18 protein-coding genes are annotated in these 16,403 nt (G+C 70.0%); 14 read left to right on the forward strand and 4 right to left on the reverse strand.

All coding sequences use genetic code 11. The features are described 5' to 3' along the window. The 3 genes from AC07EJ_RS25710 to truA form a co-directional block, all read left to right on the forward strand. Positions 1-390 (forward strand): DNA-directed RNA polymerase subunit alpha C-terminal domain-containing protein (locus AC07EJ_RS25710; RefSeq protein WP_302832661.1); only part of this gene is annotated, 390 nt, incomplete at its 5' end. 163 nt (positions 391-553) lie between these two features. Then, complete coding sequence (gene rplQ, locus AC07EJ_RS25715) at positions 554-1,051, forward strand: 50S ribosomal protein L17 (protein ID WP_362904152.1); 498 nt, start codon at positions 554-556, stop codon at positions 1,049-1,051. Between the two features lie 79 nt (positions 1,052-1,130). Further along, positions 1,131-2,000, forward strand: a complete 870-nt coding sequence (gene truA / locus AC07EJ_RS25720) for a tRNA pseudouridine(38-40) synthase TruA (RefSeq protein ID WP_389479695.1) — start codon at positions 1,131-1,133, stop codon at positions 1,998-2,000. Between the two features lie 4 nt (positions 2,001-2,004). Here the strand turns inward: truA and AC07EJ_RS25725 are convergent, their stop codons facing one another. Beyond that, the gene (locus AC07EJ_RS25725; RefSeq protein ID WP_393585588.1) at positions 2,005-2,862 is read right to left on the reverse strand and encodes a hypothetical protein; all 858 of its coding nucleotides are present in this window, start codon (positions 2,860-2,862) and stop codon (positions 2,005-2,007) included. Positions 2,863-3,293: 431 nt separating this feature from the next. Here AC07EJ_RS25725 and rplM point away from each other — a divergent pair, with 431 nt between their 5' ends. From rplM to glmM, 3 genes are all read left to right on the forward strand, one after another. Continuing rightward, positions 3,294-3,737, forward strand: coding sequence for a 50S ribosomal protein L13 (gene rplM, locus AC07EJ_RS25730; protein WP_382605148.1), 444 nt, complete (start codon positions 3,294-3,296; stop codon positions 3,735-3,737). Positions 3,738-3,781: 44 nt separating this feature from the next. Further along, on the forward strand, positions 3,782-4,303 hold the full coding sequence (rpsI, locus tag AC07EJ_RS25735) for a 30S ribosomal protein S9 (protein ID WP_100594864.1): 522 nt from the start codon (positions 3,782-3,784) through the stop codon (positions 4,301-4,303). A gap of 168 nt (positions 4,304-4,471) precedes the next feature. Further along, positions 4,472-5,830 carry a phosphoglucosamine mutase gene (gene glmM / locus AC07EJ_RS25740; protein WP_389479701.1) on the forward strand — a complete coding sequence of 453 codons (1,359 nt, stop codon included), beginning with the start codon at positions 4,472-4,474 and terminating at the stop codon, positions 5,828-5,830. A gap of 26 nt (positions 5,831-5,856) precedes the next feature. Here glmM and AC07EJ_RS25745 read toward each other — a convergent pair whose 3' ends face one another. Together AC07EJ_RS25745 and coaA are read right to left on the reverse strand one after the other, a co-directional pair. Continuing rightward, positions 5,857-6,807 (reverse strand): DUF389 domain-containing protein, encoded by a 951-nt coding sequence (locus AC07EJ_RS25745; protein ID WP_478884999.1) that lies wholly within the window; start codon positions 6,805-6,807, stop codon positions 5,857-5,859. A 43-nt stretch (positions 6,808-6,850) separates the two neighbouring features. Beyond that, the gene (coaA, locus tag AC07EJ_RS25750) at positions 6,851-7,840 is read right to left on the reverse strand and encodes a type I pantothenate kinase (RefSeq protein ID WP_389480047.1); all 990 of its coding nucleotides are present in this window, start codon (positions 7,838-7,840) and stop codon (positions 6,851-6,853) included. A 236-nt stretch (positions 7,841-8,076) separates the two neighbouring features. Here coaA and AC07EJ_RS25755 point away from each other — a divergent pair, with 236 nt between their 5' ends. The 8 genes from AC07EJ_RS25755 (at position 8,077) to AC07EJ_RS25790 (ending at position 15,784) form a co-directional block, all read left to right on the forward strand. Then, the gene (locus tag AC07EJ_RS25755; protein WP_389479706.1) at positions 8,077-8,310 is read left to right on the forward strand and encodes a hypothetical protein; all 234 of its coding nucleotides are present in this window, start codon (positions 8,077-8,079) and stop codon (positions 8,308-8,310) included. 23 nt (positions 8,311-8,333) lie between these two features. Beyond that, positions 8,334-10,193 (forward strand): glutamine--fructose-6-phosphate transaminase (isomerizing), encoded by a 1,860-nt coding sequence (glmS, locus tag AC07EJ_RS25760; RefSeq protein ID WP_389479708.1) that lies wholly within the window; start codon positions 8,334-8,336, stop codon positions 10,191-10,193. Between the two features lie 30 nt (positions 10,194-10,223). Further along, positions 10,224-10,592, forward strand: a complete 369-nt coding sequence (locus tag AC07EJ_RS25765) for a holo-ACP synthase (protein WP_389479710.1) — start codon at positions 10,224-10,226, stop codon at positions 10,590-10,592. Between the two features lie 126 nt (positions 10,593-10,718). Then, positions 10,719-12,164, forward strand: coding sequence for an NAD(P)H-hydrate dehydratase (locus tag AC07EJ_RS25770; protein ID WP_478885000.1), 1,446 nt, complete (start codon positions 10,719-10,721; stop codon positions 12,162-12,164). A gap of 416 nt (positions 12,165-12,580) precedes the next feature. Next, a complete protein-coding gene (gene alr / locus AC07EJ_RS25775; protein ID WP_389479713.1) occupies positions 12,581-13,744 on the forward strand; it encodes an alanine racemase in 1,164 nt (387 codons plus the stop codon). After that, complete coding sequence (locus tag AC07EJ_RS25780; RefSeq protein ID WP_478885001.1) at positions 13,737-14,942, forward strand: alpha/beta fold hydrolase; 1,206 nt, start codon at positions 13,737-13,739, stop codon at positions 14,940-14,942. Before alr ends, AC07EJ_RS25780 begins: the two co-directional genes overlap by 8 nt. Further along, on the forward strand, positions 14,914-15,429 hold the full coding sequence (gene tsaE / locus AC07EJ_RS25785; protein ID WP_393585595.1) for a tRNA (adenosine(37)-N6)-threonylcarbamoyltransferase complex ATPase subunit type 1 TsaE: 516 nt from the start codon (positions 14,914-14,916) through the stop codon (positions 15,427-15,429). Before AC07EJ_RS25780 ends, tsaE begins: the two co-directional genes overlap by 29 nt. Before the next feature lie 136 nt (positions 15,430-15,565). Then, complete coding sequence (locus AC07EJ_RS25790; protein ID WP_478885002.1) at positions 15,566-15,784, forward strand: hypothetical protein; 219 nt, start codon at positions 15,566-15,568, stop codon at positions 15,782-15,784. A 37-nt stretch (positions 15,785-15,821) separates the two neighbouring features. Here AC07EJ_RS25790 and AC07EJ_RS25795 read toward each other — a convergent pair whose 3' ends face one another. Beyond that, the gene (locus tag AC07EJ_RS25795; protein ID WP_478885003.1) at positions 15,822-16,376 is read right to left on the reverse strand and encodes a hypothetical protein; all 555 of its coding nucleotides are present in this window, start codon (positions 16,374-16,376) and stop codon (positions 15,822-15,824) included. Positions 16,377-16,403: the final 27 nt, after the last annotated feature.

Here is a 16,403-nt window from a genome sequence, read left to right on the forward strand (position 1 = left end):
GGTAAGACCCTGGTCGAGCTGTTCGGTCTCGCCCGCGAGCTGAACATCGACGCCGAGGGCATCGACATGGGCCCGTCCCCCACGGACGCCGCCCTGGCCGCCGATCTGGCGCTGCCGATCGAGGAGCTCGAGCTCACCGTTCGGTCGTACAACTGCCTCAAGCGCGAGGGCATCCACTCCGTGGGTGAGCTCGTCGCACGCTCCGAGGCGGACCTGCTCGACATCCGCAACTTCGGTGCGAAGTCGATCGACGAGGTCAAGGCCAAGCTCGCCGGCATGGGCCTTGCGCTCAAGGACTCGCCTCCCGGCTTCGACCCCACGGCTGCTGCCGACGCCTTTGGCGCCGACGACGACGCGGACGCCGGCTTTGTGGAGACCGAGCAGTACTAAGCGCTCGGCGCTTGCTGCTTGATTTTGGCTGCCGGCCGGCTGTGGCTGGTCGCGCAGTTCCCCGCGCCCCTCAGGGGGCGCGGGGTCTCCGACAGGTGACCGCCTGCTCGGACACTGACTTCGGTACCTAGTACGGCCGGGGCAGACACCAAGGAGATACACCATGCCGAAGCCCGCCAAGGGCGCCCGTCTGGGCGGCAGTGCTGCGCACGAGAAGCTGCTTCTCGCGAACCTCGCGAAGTCGCTCTTCGAGCACGGCAAGATCACGACGACCGAGGCCAAGGCCCGTCGTCTGCGCCCGTACGCGGAGCGCCTGGTCACCAAGGCGAAGAAGGGCGACCTTCACAACCGCCGCCAGGTGCTCACGGTCATCACGGACAAGAGCGTCGTCCACACGCTCTTCACCGAGATCGCCCCGCGCTACGAGAACCGTCCGGGTGGTTACACCCGTATCACCAAGATCGGTAACCGCCGTGGCGACAACGCGCCCATGGCTGTCATCGAGCTGGTCGAGGCGCTGACGGTCGCGCAGCAGGCCACCGGTGAGGCCGAGGCCGCCACCAAGCGTTCCGCCAAGGACGCCGAGGCTGCCGCTCCGGCCGCCGAGGTCGTCGAGGACGCCGCAGCGGTCGAGGCCGCTGAGGAGTCGAAGGACGCCTGAGGCTCTGCCTTGATGTGAGCGGGTCCGCCCTTCGGGGCGGGCCCGCTTTCGTATTGCCTTTGCCTGAGAGGATCTGTGTGTGAGTGACGAGGTAGAGCCCGGGTTCGTGCGGGTGCGGCTTGATCTGTCGTACGACGGCAAGGACTTCTCCGGGTGGGCGAAGCAGGCCAGCGGCCGGCGGACCGTACAGGGCGAGATCGAGGTCGCGCTGAAGACCGTGACCCGGTCCGCGCAGACGTACGAGCTGACCGTGGCCGGGCGGACCGACGCGGGGGTGCACGCGCGCGGGCAGGTCGCGCATGTCGATCTGCCGGAGGACGTCTGGGCCGACCACCAGGACAAGCTGCTGCGCCGGCTCGCGGGGCGGCTGCCGCACGATGTGCGGGTGTGGAAGGTGGCCGAGGCGCCGAGCGGGTTCAACGCGCGGTTCGCCGCCGTGTGGCGTCGGTACGTGTACCGGGTGACCGATCACCCCGGCGGTGTCGACCCGCTGTTGCGCAGTCATGTCCTGTGGCACGACTGGGAGTTGGACCTCGACGCGATGAACGCGGCCGCTCAGCAGCTGCTCGGGGAGCACGACTTCGCCGCGTACTGCAAGCGGCGCGAGGGCGCGACGACGATCCGTACGCTTCAGGAGCTGCGCTGGGAGCGGTCGTCCGAAGGGATCCTCGAGGCGACCGTGCGGGCCGACGCGTTCTGCCACAACATGGTGCGCTCGCTGGTCGGCGCGATGCTGTTCGTCGGTGACGGGCACCGGCCGCCGGACTGGCCCGCGAAGGTCCTGGCCGCCGGCGTGCGGGATTCGGCGGTGCACGTGGTGCGGCCGCACGGCCTGACGCTGGAGGAAGTCGGTTACCCGGCCGACGAGTTGCTCGCCGCGCGCAGCCGTGAGGCCCGGAACAAGCGGACGCTGCCGGGTGCGCCCTTCTCCGAGCCGGGCTGCTGCTGAGTGCCTACTGGGGCGCCTCGGCGGCCGCCGAAGCCTGCGCCTCGCCGCGCCGGGTGATCTGACGGAACGTGAACTCGGCGAGTTGGTCCCCGGTGGTGAACACCTCGCGGTCCTTGGTGGTGACGTCCCGGCCGCCGCTGGTGAACCCGGCGGTCGTGAAGTACGCGTAGCGGCCGTACGAGTTGGTCGTCGAGCGGCAGATCGTCGTACGGCAGAACGCGGGGACGCCCGAGCCGGACAGGGTGGTCACGGTGCCCTTGGTGTACTGGTTCTTGGCCTTGGTGGCCTGGGCCTCCGCGTCGAAGACGGCGACGCCGACGGTGACCGCGACGCCGTCCCTCGCGTAGGTGGCGCGGATCAGGCGCGTGCAGTCGTTGCCCGTCAGGACGCCGCCGAGTGCGCCCTGGGTGGCCGAGGCGCAGCTCTTCGTGCTGGACGTCGCGCCCTTCTTGTAGACGCGGTCGCCGACGGTGAGCTTGGTGCCGGGGAAGAGGGTGTCCGCGCTGAGCGGGGCCTTGTCCTTCTCGGCGCTGGAGATGAAGTCCTTGGGGTCGAGCGGGGGCGGCGGTGTGGTCTCCGCGAACGTCGGGTCCGCCGGCGTGGTGTCACTCGGGATGTCCGCGGTCGTCGGCAGCTTGTCGGCGGGCTTGTTCGAGGCCGAGCTGTTGCCGTTGGCGGAGACGATCGCGAACGCTACGGCCGAGCCGACGGCGATCGTGGCGAGCGCGCCACCGCCGATCATCAGCCAGCGGCGGCGCCGCGCGCGTGTCTCGGACGCTTCGGCGAGTGCCGCCCAGTCCGGCCCCTGTGAACCACCACTGCCCCCGGAACCCCACTGGGGTCCCCCCTGCCCAAAGCTCATGGGGCGCATCTTAGACCGACGCGCAGGGGGTGCTAAGGGGCGCGGTGGGGAAGGGGGTGTGCAGGGTCGGGCCGGTCTTGTGCGCGCCTCGTGTGTGTCCACTGTGTGCTGGGGGTCACGCTCGTGCGGTGCTACCCGCGGCGACGTGCGGTTACCCTGGAGATGGCAGGGTCGCCCGGTGCGATAGCGCCGGCGGTGCCGGTGTCCGGATCCGCGTTTTGACCCGTACGGGGAAGCGCGGGTATCCTGCCTATTCGTTGTGTGTATTGGCTTGATCGCTCTCGCGTGAGGGGCCATGCACAGGTTCCCTGGAGCAGTTACCAGTGGGCGGCATACGGGCGCTGAACCCGGCACTGTCGTCCCCAGCTGCACGATCGCTTCAGTGATGCCACTTTCAGCACCCATCCACTGAAGAAGAAGAAGGCTGCTAAGTGCGTACGTACAGCCCCAAGCCCGGCGACATCACTCGCCAGTGGTACGTCATCGACGCCCAGGATGTCGTCCTGGGTCGCCTGGCGACCACTGCCGCGAACATCCTGCGGGGCAAGCACAAGCCGATCTACGCCCCCCACGTCGATGCCGGTGACTTCGTCATCATCATCAACGCGGACAAGGTGCACCTCTCCGGCAACAAGAAGACCCAGAAGATGGCGTACCGCCACTCCGGTTACCCGGGCGGTCTGCGTTCGGTCCGTTACGACGAGCTGCTGGCCAAGAACCCCGAGAAGGCCGTCGAGAAGGCCATCAAGGGCATGATCCCCAAGAACACCCTGGGCCGTCAGGTGCTCTCGAAGCTGAAGGTCTACTCGGGCGACCAGCACCCCCACGCTGCCCAGCAGCCGGTGCCGTTCGAGATCACCCAGGTCGCGCAGTAGTTCCGGCCACACCCCCAAAGACAGAAAAGAATCTGAGGAGAATCGTGGCCGAGACCACCGTTGAGCAGCCGGTCGAAGAGACCGAGATTGTCGACGTCGAGCAGTACACCACCGAGTCCGAGGTCCCCGTCGAGGGCGAGTACACCTCGGAGTCGAACGCCGCGCGCTTCGGCGACCCGCAGCCGGCCGCCGGCCTGGGCCGCCGCAAGAACGCCATCGCGCGCGTTCGCATCGTGCCCGGCACCGGCAAGTGGAAGGTCAACGGGCGCACGCTCGAGGACTACTTCCCGAACAAGGTCCACCAGCAGGAAGTCAACGAGCCCTTCAAGGTGCTCGAGCTCGACAACCGCTACGACGTCATCGCCCGCATCTCGGGTGGCGGCGTCTCCGGTCAGGCCGGTGCGCTCCGTCTCGGTGTCGCCCGCGCGCTGAACGAGGCGGACGTGGACAACAACCGCGGCGCCCTCAAGAAGGCCGGTTACCTCAAGCGTGACGACCGTGCGGTCGAGCGCAAGAAGGCCGGTCTCAAGAAGGCCCGTAAGGCCCCGCAGTACAGCAAGCGCTAAATCGCTGCTGCTTGTTCGTTTCGTTCGCCCCGGCGGCACGCTGTGTGCCGCCGGGGCGTTCGTATATAGCGGCGCTGGGCGTTATAACGGCACAAGGCGCTCACAAGTTTGCATGCTCGGATGATTTCCGACTCTTCTTCGAGAATTGCGAAAGTTCGGAGGACACCAGTGGGACGACTGTTCGGCACGGACGGCGTACGAGGTGTCGCCAACGCGGATCTGACGGCCGAGCTCGCGCTCGGACTCTCCGTTGCGGCGGCACATGTACTCGGCGAGGCGGGGACGTTCGAGGGGCACCGTCCGGTGGCCGTGGTCGGTCGTGACCCGCGGGCCTCGGGCGAGTTCCTCGAGGCGGCGGTTGTCGCGGGTCTGGCGAGCGCGGGCGTCGACGTCCTGCGGGTCGGCGTGCTGCCCACCCCTGCGGTGGCGCATCTCACCGGCGCGCTGGGCGCCGACCTCGGCGTGATGCTGTCCGCCAGCCACAACGCGATGCCGGACAACGGCATCAAGTTCTTCGCGCGCGGCGGCCACAAGCTCGCCGACGAGCTGGAGGACCGGATCGAGCAGGTCTACGAGCAGCACCGCACCGGTGCGCCGTGGGACCGCCCGACCGGTGCCGGCGTCGGCCGTGTCAACGACTACGACGCGGGTCTCGACCAGTACGTCGCCCACCTCATCGGTGTGCTGCCCAACCGTCTCGACGGCCTGCGGATCGTCCTGGACGAGGCGCACGGCGCGGCGGCCAAGGTCTCTCCCGAGGCGTTCACGCAGGCCGGTGCGCAGATCGTCACGATCGGCGCCGACCCGGACGGCCTGAACATCAACGACGGCTGCGGCTCCACCCACCTCGACCTGCTGAAGGCCGCCGTCGTCGAGCACGGCGCCGACCTCGGCATCGCGCACGACGGTGACGCCGACCGCTGCCTGGCCGTCGACCACACGGGCGCGGAGATCGACGGGGACCAGATCCTCGCCGTGCTCGCCCTGTCGATGCGGGAGCTCGGCGCCCTGCGCGAGGACACAGTTGTCGCGACCGTCATGTCGAACCTCGGCTTCAAGCTGGCCATGGAGCGCGAGGGCATCCAGTTCGTGGCGACCGCCGTCGGCGACCGGTACGTCCTGGAGTCGATGAAGGAGCACGGCTACGCGCTCGGTGGCGAGCAGTCCGGGCACGTGATCATCCTCGACCATGCGACGACCGGCGACGGCACGCTCACGGGTCTGCTGCTCGCGGCCCGCGTCGCCCAGACCGGCCGCACCCTCCAGGACCTCGCCTCCGTCATGGAGCGCCTCCCGCAGGTCCTGGTCAATGTGCGCGACGTCGACAAGTCCCGCGTCACGACGTCCGCCGAACTGGCCGCCGCCGTCACCGACGCCGAGCGCGAGCTGGGTGTGACGGGCCGGGTGCTGCTGCGCTCGTCCGGCACGGAGCCGCTGGTCCGGGTCATGGTCGAGGCCGCCGACATCGAGCAGGCCCGCTCGATCGCCGGGCGCCTCGCCGATGTCGTCAAGTCCGCGCTGGGCTAAGGCAGTTCGGCGGTCGGCGAGAGGTCCTAGGCCGGTCCGGCCGCAGGAGCGGCACGCTTGCGCTGCTTCGCCCAGAACCATTTCTGGGCGAGCAGGGTGAGCGTGCCGGCCAGGACGATGCCGCCGAGGTTGGCGAGGAGCTGGGCGGTCGATCCCCATGTCTGGGCGTAGTCGCTGTACGCGAACGCCACCGCCGCGTTCGCCGCGGCCGGGACCGTCGTCACCGAGATGGCGACGCCGATCAGGGCGCCCGACTTCGCCGACGTGAGAGACAGCGTCCCAGCGATGCCCGCGAGGAACGCCACGACGAACGACATCCAGTCCGGCTTCCAGATGAACGACGTGTTCGGCCGGTCCGCCTCGACCATCGAGCGCGTGAACAGGCCGAACAGGTCAAGGAGCCAGCTGAACCCGGCCGTGAGCACCATCGCGGCGGCGAATCCGGCCAGCAGCGCCCACAGCGATCGCCACACCAGGCGCGGGGCGCGCTGTACCAGCGCCGTGGAGATCCCGGCGAGCGGCCCGAACTCGGGGCCGACGGCCATCGCGCCGACGATCAGGATCGCGTTGTCCAGCATCACACCGCAGGCCGCGAGCATCGTCGCGACCGCGAGGAACGCCACGTAGGTGACGTTGAGCGTCGACTCCTCGTGCGTCGCGTCCGTCAGTGCTTCCCACAGGACCGCGTCCGCGCCCTCGCCCGGTGCCTCGTCCTCCGCCCTGTCGGCCAGCCTCGACAGCGACAGGTCGATGTTCTCGACGGCGATCGAGCCCGTCGTGTCGATGTGGAGGCCGCGCAGCCCGCTGATCAGCTCGTCGCCGGCCTCCCGCGCGACGTCGCACATCACGACGTCGCCCTCCGGGTCGCGGGCCGCGCCCGGCATCACCACGAGATGCGTGGTGCCGACGGTCCTCTCGATCAGGCGGGCCACCGCGTCTGTCTTGTCGGCCGGGGTGATCAGTCGCAGGTGCAGCATGCGCGAAGCGTAGCTTTCCGGCTTTCTACAGCTTCCACGGCTTCTACAGCTTCCGCAGGCTCAGCCGCTGCACCTTGTGGTCGGGTCCCTTGCGTACGACGAGCGTCGCGCGGCCGCGCGTGGGCGCCACATTCTCCAGCAGGTTCGGCTTGTTGATGGTCCGCCAGGTCGTCCGCGCGTAGTCGAGCGCCTCCTCCTCGGAGACCTGCGTGTACTTGCGGAAGTACGAGGACGGGTTCTGGAAGGCCGTCTGGCGGAGCTTCTTGAACCGGTTGAGGTACCAGCTCTCGATGTCCTCGGCGCGGGCGTCCACGTACACGCTGAAGTCGAAGTAGTCGGCGAGGCCGACGCGGGTGCGGCCGTCCTTGCCGGGCATGGCCGGCTGGAGCACGTTCAGGCCCTCGACGATGAGGATGTCGGGGCGGCGGACCGTGAGCTTCTGGCCGGGCACGATGTCGTAGATCAGGTGGGAGTAGACGGGCGCCGACACCTCGTCCTTGCCCGCCTTGATGTCGGCGACGAAGCGGGTCAGGGCGCGGCGGTCGTACGACTCCGGGAAGCCCTTGCGTGACATCAGGCCGCGCCGCTCCAGCTCCTTGGTCGGCAGGAGGAAGCCGTCCGTGGTGACGAGCTCGACGCGCGGGTGCTCCGGCCAGCGGGACAGCAGCGCCTGGAGGAGGCGGGCGACCGTCGACTTGCCCACCGCCACCGAACCGGCGACCCCTATGACGAAGGGCGTGCCGGACTGGGACGCCTTTTCGACGGTCTCGCCGAGGAAGGTGTTGAGGGCGCCGCGCAGGGTGTCGGTGGCGCCGACGTAGAGGTTGAGGAGGCGCGAGAGCGGGAGGTAGATGTCCCGGACCTCGTCCAGGTCGATGACATCGCCGAGGCCGCGCAGTTTCTCCAGCTCACCGGCGGTGAGGGGGAGCGGCGTCTTGTTGCGCAGCGCGCTCCACTCGGTGCGGGTGAGGTCGACGTAGGGAGTCGCCTCCGGCTTGTGCCGGTGGGCGCTCCGCGGTGCCGTCGGGGGCACAGAGACCGAAGAGATCACAGTCCATTGTTACGGCTGTGTGGACGGGGTGGGGGGTGGGGTGCGTCACCTTGGGGGCGGCGGGGTGCGGCGGGTGGGGGTGCGGTGGGTTTTCTGTGCGTGGTTCGTGCCGGAATTCGCGGGTTTCCGTGGTCGCAGGTCTGGACCGGGCGGGGGAACGGGGATACGTTCCCCGCACCCGGCGCCGAGCCGCGCCGTCCGGGTGGGAGGGAACCGTCATGGCTGTGCCTCATTTGCGTGACCTCGTCCGGCGCAGATCCGGGCCCGTCGAGGACGAATTCGCCGGTCAGGTGCGCAGCGAGCTCGCCCTCGACCTGCCCGACGAGGACCTGCGCGAGGATCTCGACGACTGCCTCGACCTCTACGAGATGGGCAGCAAGCCGCGCTGCGAGGAAGTGGAATACCTGCGTCTCCTCGAGGACGCGCGGGACCGGATCGTCTGGGGCTGCTGACCGCGCGGCCTTAGGCTGCCGCTATGTGCGGAATCGTGGGATACGTCGGATCTCAGTCGGCGCTCGACGTCGTGCTCGCCGGACTGAAGCGGCTCGAATACCGGGGCTACGACTCGGCCGGGATCGCGGTGCTCGCCGACGGCGGCCTCGCCTCGGCCAGGAAGGCAGGCAAACTCGCCAACCTGGAGAAGGCGCTCGTGGAGCGGCCGCTGCCGGCCGGGGCCACGGGTATCGGCCATACCCGCTGGGCCACCCACGGCGCCCCCACCGACGCGAACGCGCATCCGCACACCGACAACGCGGGCCGGGTCGCCGTCGTCCACAACGGCATCATCGAGAACTTCGCCGAACTGCGCGCCGAGCTCGCCGAGCGCGGGCACGTCCTGGAGTCCGAGACCGACACCGAGGTCGTCGCGCACCTGCTCGCCGAGGAGTTCTCCGCGTGCGCCGACCTCGCCGAGGCCATGCGGCTCGTCTGCCGGCGCCTCGAAGGGGCGTTCACGCTGGTCGCCGTGCACGCCGACGAGCCGGACGTCGTCGTGGGCGCCCGCCGCAACTCGCCTCTCGTCGTGGGCGTGGGGGAGGGCGAGGCCTTCCTCGCCTCCGACGTCGCCGCCTTCATCGCCCACACCCGCTCCGCGATCGAACTGGGCCAGGACCAGGTCGTCGAGCTGCGCCGGGACGGCGTACGGGACGGGGTGACCGTCACCGACTTCGACGGGCGGCCCGCCGAGGTGCGGTCGTACCACGTCGACTGGGACGTCTCCGCGGCCGAGAAGGGCGGCTACGACTACTTCATGCTCAAGGAGATCGCCGAGCAGCCGAAGGCGGTCGCCGACACGCTGCTCGGTCGCATCGGCGTCGACGGGGCGCTCACGCTGGATGAACTCCGTATCCCCGCGGCCGTGTTGAAGGCAGCCGACAAGGTCGTGATCGTGGCGTGCGGGACCGCGTTCCACGCCGGTCTGATCGCCAAGTACGCCATCGAGCACTGGACCCGGATCCCTTGCGAGGTGGAGCTCGCGAGTGAGTTCCGGTACCGGGATCCCATCCTCGGCGGGCGTTCACTCGTCATCGCCATCTCGCAGTCCGGCGAGACCATGGACACGCTGATGGCGCTGCGGCACGCCCGCGCGCAGGGCGCGACCGTCCTCGCCATCTGCAACACGAACGGGTCGACCATTCCCCGTGAGTCCGACGCCGTGCTCTACACGCACGCCGGGCCCGAGGTCGCCGTCGCCTCCACCAAGGCGTTCCTCACGCAGCTCGTCGCCTGCTATCTGGTGGCCCTGTACCTCGGGCAGGTGCGCGGCACGAAGTGGGGGGACGAGATCCGTGCCGTGATCCGGGACCTGGCCGACATCTCCGGTGAGGTCGAGCGCGTCCTGGAGACCATGGAGCCCGTGCGGGCTCTTGCGCGTTCGCTCTCCGACAAGCGGACCGTGCTCTTCCTGGGGCGGCACGTGGGCTATCCCGTCGCCCTTGAAGGCGCCCTGAAGCTCAAGGAACTCGCCTATATGCACGCGGAGGGCTTCGCCGCCGGTGAACTCAAGCACGGGCCCATCGCGTTGATCGAGGACGATGTGCCGGTGGTGGTCGTCGTTCCGTCGCCCAAGGGGCGGTCCGTCCTCCACGACAAGATCGTGTCCAACATCCAGGAGATCCGGGCCCGCGGGGCGCGCACCATCGTCATCGCGGAGGAGGGGGACGAGGCGGTCGTCCCCTACGCCGACCATCTCGTACGCATCCCTGCCACCCCTACGCTCCTTCAGCCGCTGGTTGCGACGGTGCCGTTGCAGGTGTTTGCTTGCGAGCTGGCCACTGCGCGGGGGAACGAGGTCGATCAGCCTCGGAACCTTGCCAAGTCCGTGACGGTGGAGTGACGGGCCGGATCTGAGTACTAGGGGCTGGCTTTGATTATTGGGGTCGGGATCGACGTTGCCGAGATCGAGCGCTTCGAGGCGTCGCTCGCGCGTACGCCCGGAATGGCCGAACGGCTCTTTGTCGAACGGGAGTTGCTGCTGCCCAGCGGGGAGCGGCGCGGCGGTGCCTCGCTCGCCGCCCGGTTCGCCGCCAAGGAGGCGCTGGCCAAGGCGCTGGGCGCACCGGCCGGGCTGCGGTGGACCGATGCGGAGGTCTGCGTCGAGGCGAGCGGGCAGCCGCTGCTGCGGGTCACCGGGACCGTTGCCGCCGCTGCCGAGAAGCTTGGGGTGCGGTCTTGGCATGTGTCGCTCAGTCATGATGCCGGGATTGCGTCTGCTGTTGTGATCGCCGAGGGGTAGAGGCCCGGAGGCAGGGGCTGGAGGGCTTTGTTCCGGCGTCGGGTCCGGCCTCGGTTCTGGGGCCGGACTCCCGGTTTGGGTGTGCGCTTCGCGCGCGGGGTTCTTCTTTGCGGGAGACTCGGTTTCATGCGTACCGCCTACAGCGTGGACACCGTACGGACCGCCGAGCGTGCCCTTATGGCGCGGCTTCCCGAAGGCGCCCTGATGCAGCGCGCCGCCGCCGGGCTCGCCGTCGTCTGCGCCGAGCTCCTCGGCAAGGTGTACGGGGCCAGGGTCGTGCTCCTCGTCGGATCCGGGGACAACGGGGGCGACGCCCTCTACGCCGGAGCCCGGCTCGCCCGTCGTGGCGCCGGGGTGACCGCCGTTCTTCTCGATGCCGAGCGTGTGCACCGTGCCGGGCTCGCCGCGTTCCTCGCCGCCGGGGGGCGCGTCGCCGGCTCCGCCGAGCGGGCTCTTGCCGGGGCCGATCTCGTGGTCGACGGGATCGTGGGCATCGGGGGGCGGGGTGGGCTTCGCGAGGCTGCGCTGCCTGTCGTGCGTGCTGCTCTGGAGTCCCGTGCCGTTGTCGTTGCTGTGGATCTGCCCAGTGGCGTCGACGCCGATACGGGGCAGGTCGCCGGGGAGGCCGTCCGCGCCGATGTGACCGTCACCTTCGGTGCGTACAAGCCTGGGCTTCTCGTTGACCCCGGGCGTGAGTACGCCGGTGCCGTTCAACTCGTCGACATCGGGCTCGAACTGGGGCGTGGCGAGGGCGTTCTGGAGGCCCTTCAGCACCGTGACGTGGACGGGCTGTTGCCTGAGCCCACCGGTGAGAGCGACAAGTACCGGCGCGGTGTCGTGGGCATCGTCGCCGGGTCCGCCCGGTATCCCGGCGCCGCTGTGCTCGCCGTTGCGGGGGCCCTGCACGGCGGGGCCGGGGCCGTTCGGTACGTCGGGCCTGCGGCCGGTGCCGTCGTCTCGCGGTTCCCGGAGACCCTGGTGTCCGAAGGCGCGCCTGGGAAGGCGGGGCGCGTGCAGGCCTGGGTGGCCGGGCCCGGACTCGGTGATGACGCGTCCGGGCTCGCGGATGTCGTGGGTGCGGATGTGCCCGTTCTGATCGACGCCGACGGTTTGCGGCTCGCCGATCCGGACGCCGTTCGGCGGCGGGCCGCGCCTACTCTGCTGACGCCTCATGCGGGGGAGGCCGCCGCGCTGCTGGGGGTCTCTCGGCAGGAGGTGGAGGCCGAACGGCTCGCTGCTGTACGGGAGTTGGCCGACCGGTTCTCCGCGACCGTGCTTTTGAAGGGGTCCACGACCTTGGTTGCCGGGGGTCCGGGCGGGGATGGTCCCGCTTTGGTGCGGGTCAATTCCACCGGGACCGCCTGGCTGGCCACCGCGGGCAGTGGTGACGTGTTGTCCGGGCTCGCCGGGTCGCTGCTTGCCGCGGGGCTTGGTGCGCTCGATGCGGGGTCTGTGGGGGCCTATCTGCATGGGCTTGCCGCTCGGCGCGTGTCCGGTGGGGCGCCCGTGGTTGCTCAGGATGTGGCCGGGGGGATTGCTGGGGCCTGGGGGGATGTTCGGCGCGGGGGATAGGGCGGGGGGCTTGGGTTTGGGCTTGGGCTTGGCTTGGTTTGGGCGTGAGGCGTTTGGGTTGGCGCGGGTGGCTTCCGCATCGTCGTCTTTGGGGCGGGGCCGCCCCGGGATGTACGTGCTCGCTGTTCTACGGGCCGGCCCCTGTCGGCTCAGCGCCCGTAACGGGGTGGAGGTGGCTCCGCGCGCACATCCCGGTGCGTCCCCTCCGGTCGTCGTGCGACTGCCGGGCGGTGGGGGATTCTCTTTTTTGGCCTGGCTCGTTGCGTGGTCGGCGGGCGGGCGCGGGGTGTTCCGCTGTGGTGCCGGTGGGGGTCCTCCTCTTGGTTGGTCGATATAGGGATTTGGGTTGGTGTGGGCGGTTTGGGGGGTGGTGGTCATGTGGGGGTGTCGGAGGGCTCTGAGACACTGGGCGCACGATGACTGAGAGAGCACCTGCCGTGGGCCGTGCCCGGGCCGAGATCGATCTGGCCGCTCTGCGGGCCAATGTGCGGTCCCTGCGCGATCGTGCGCCTGGGGCCGAGTTCATGGCTGTGGTCAAGGCTGATGCCTACGGCCACGGCATGATTCCCTGCGCGCGCGCCGCGCGGGAGGCGGGTGCCACCTGGATCGGTACGGCCACGCCCGAGGAGGCTCTCGCGGTGCGTGCCGCGGGGATCGAGGGGCGCGTCCTGTGCTGGCTCTGGACACCCGGCGGGCCCTGGCGCGAGGGCATCGAGGCCGATCTCGACATGTCCGTCAGCGGCATGTGGGCTCTGGACGAGGTCGTTGCTGCGGCTCGGGGGCTCGGGCGGGTCGCCCGTATTCAGTTGAAGGCCGATACGGGGCTCGGGCGCAATGGCTGTCTGCCCGGTGACTGGCCCGAGCTGGTGCGGGCCGCCGTCGCCGCGGAGCGCGAGGGGCTTGTTGTCGTCACCGGCCTCTGGTCCCACTTCGCCTGTGCCGATGAGCCGGGGCATCCGTCGATTGCCGCTCAGCTCGAGCGTTTTCGCGAGATGGTCTCCTTCGCGGAGGGGGCCGGGGTTCGGCCCGAGGTTCGGCACATCGCGAATTCGCCGGGGACTCTGACTCTGCCGGAGACCCATTTCGATCTGGTGCGGCCCGGCATCGCCATGTACGGGATCTCCCCCAGCCCCGAGATCGGCACGCCCGAGGACTTCGGGCTGCGGCCCGTCATGACCCTGTCCGCCTCGCTCGCCCTGGTGAAGCACGCCCCGGGCGGGCTCGGCGTCAGTTACGGGCATCACTACGTCACCCCGGGCGAGACCACCCTGGGGCTCGTGCCCCTCGGGTACGCGGACGGGATTCCCCGGCATGCCTCGGGGACCGGGCCCGTACTCATCGGGGGCAAGCTGCGGACCGTCGCCGGGCGCGTCGCCATGGATCAGTTCGTCGTCGATCTCGGCGGCGACGAGCCGCGGGCGGGGGACGAGGCCGTCCTGTTCGGGCCCGGCGACCGGGGCGAGCCGACCGCCGAGGACTGGGCGCAGGCCGCCGGCACCATCGCGTACGAGATCGTCACCCGGATCGGGGCGCGTGTTCCGCGCGTCTATGTGGACGACGGAGGAGCGGCACGTGAGTGAGAGCAGCGCCGAGGTCACGGCGGCCGTCGCGAACTGGCGGCTGGCCGGTCTGGCCGGTGCCGCGATAGGCGTGGTCGCGGCCGGTGCCGCTGCCGGTGTCGCCGTCGAGCGCCTCACCGTCGGCCGTGGCATGCGCAGAAAGGCGCGGCTGGCGCTGGATGCCTCCGGCCCCTACGGGTCCCTGCGCGGCATCCCCGGCAGGGCCTGCGCCGAGGACGGAACCGAGCTCTACTTCGAGGTCGAGGAAGTCGAGAGCGAGGGCGGTGCCGGTCCTCGCAGGCGTCGGCTCTTCGGCCGCAAGGCGCCCGCGCCGGTCACCGTCGTCTTCAGTCACGGGTACTGCCTCAACCAGGACTCCTGGCATTTCCAGCGTGCCGCCCTGCGGGGCGTGGTGCGCTCCGTCTACTGGGATCAGCGCAGCCACGGGCGGTCCGGGCGCGGGGTCGAGCAGGCCGACGGCGGGCCCGACGTCACCATCGACCAGCTCGGGCGCGACCTGAAGGCCGTCATCGACGCTGCCGCCCCCGAAGGGCCGCTCGTCCTGGTCGGGCACTCCATGGGCGGCATGACCGTGATGGCGTTCGCCGACCAGTTCCCCGAGTTCGTGGCCGAGCGGGTGGCCGGCGTCGCTCTCGTCGGGACCTCCTCCGGCAAGCTCGGTGAGGTCAGCTACGGGCTGCCCGTGGCCGGCGTCAACGCCGTGCGGCGCGTGCTCCCCGGCGTTCTGAAGGTCCTGGGCCAGCGGGCCGACCTCGTGGAGAAGGGGCGCCGCGCCACCGCCGACCTGTTCGCCGGTGTCATCAAGCGCTACTCGTTCGCCTCGCGTGACGTGGACCCCGCCGTCGCCCGCTTCGCCGAACGCATGATCGAGAGCACCCCGATCGACGTCGTCGCCGAGTTCTACCCCGCTTTTCAGGAGCACGAGAAGAGCGCGGCCATCAAGCGGTTCGCACAGCTTCCCGTACTCGTCCTGGCCGGCGACAAGGATCTCGTGACCCCCAGTGAGCACAGTGAGGCCATCGCCGGGCTGCTGCCCGACGCCGAGCTGGTGCTCGTGCCCGACGCCGGGCACCTGGTCATGCTGGAGCATCCCGAGGCCGTCACCGACCGGCTGGCCGACCTCCTCGCGCGCACGGGAGCCGTTCCCGCAGGCGCTACCGTGGGAAGTTATGGAGACACCGCACAGCCCGGCAGCTGACGCCGCCACCGCCTCGATCACCGTCAACTCGCCCGCCCACATGGGGGATTTGGGCCGCCGGCTCGCCAAGCTGCTGCGGCCGGGCGACCTCGTGATGCTCACGGGTGAGCTGGGTGCGGGCAAGACCACCCTGACCCGCGGGCTCGGCGAGGGCCTCGGTGTGCGGGGCGCCGTCACCTCTCCGACCTTCGTCATCGCCCGCGTGCACCCGCCCCTCGGTGACGGGCCCGCCCTCGTGCACGTGGACGCGTACCGGCTCGGGGGCGGTCTCGACGAGATGGAGGACCTGGACCTCGACGTCTCGCTGCCCAACTCCGTGATCGTCGTCGAGTGGGGCGACGGCAAGGTCGAGGACCTCTCCGACGACCGGCTCCATGTGGTGATTCACCGCGCCACGGGGGACACGGACGATGAGGTCCGCTCCGTGACGTTGCGTGGTCTCGGGGCGCGCTGGGCCGGGGCCGGCCTGGAGGCTCTGGCCGCCTGACTCTCGTACCTTCACCTGAACGTTCCGACATGGCGTCGGCAAAATGTTGCGCGGCGTGCTCTTCGCGTGGTCACATGGATACCAGTCCTGGTTAGGTCTACCTAACTTTGCTGCCCCCGGAGCCCAGGAGGCATCCATGTCGGCTTCAGAACGTGACGTGCCGCAGCAGCCCCGCGTGGCGCCGGGGCACGGGGACATGTCCGGGATCTCCGCCTCCGGGCTGTCCAGGCTGTCCATGAGTGATCTGCTCGCGTCCTGTGCCGCCGCGTCCGCCGTCTCCACCCCGCCCGTCGAGGAGGGGCAGGGGGAAGGTGGGAGTGACGGGGCCGACGAGGAGCGGCTCGATGCCGCGTGACGGTGCTCGATGCTGCGTGACGGGTGAGTGACGGGGCCTACTGGACGACGACGATCTTCTTGTCGATCGTCGCGAACTTCCACATCGCGTCGCCGTCCGCCCGCTTCTCGCGGATGCCGCCCGTCTTCTTGGTCGGGTCCGGCTCCGCCATCGAGCCGTTCACCGCCGCGCTGAAGCCGATCGCGATGCTGTCGACACTCGCGAACCGCACCACGTGCTCGATCGGCACGCCGTCGCTGCCGGGAACCGCGGCCGATCGCGACGTCACCACGTACTTGCCGACCGGCGGGTCCACCGTGCTCGGCGTCACCTTGAAGGTGCGCTCCGTCCTGCCGTCCTCCGAGACCAGCCACACCCGGTCGTCGCCCACGGAGTAGACGACCCGCTCACCGGTGCCGGACTGCGCGGGTACCGCCGTCGGGTCCGGCTTGTCCTTGGGGGAGTGGGACGAGGCCGCGGAGGGGGATTTCCCGGTCTTCGGCGGGGCCACGCTGGCCGGTGCGCTGGCCGACGCCTGGTAGGCGAAGAAGCCGACCACGGCGAGCGCCGCCGCGGTGAGCCCGGCCACGAATCCCGAGCTGCTCCGTGCCACCTGTGTGCCCACCTCTCCTGCCCGTAC

This window comes from Streptomyces sp. NPDC045026 (assembly GCF_056432625.1).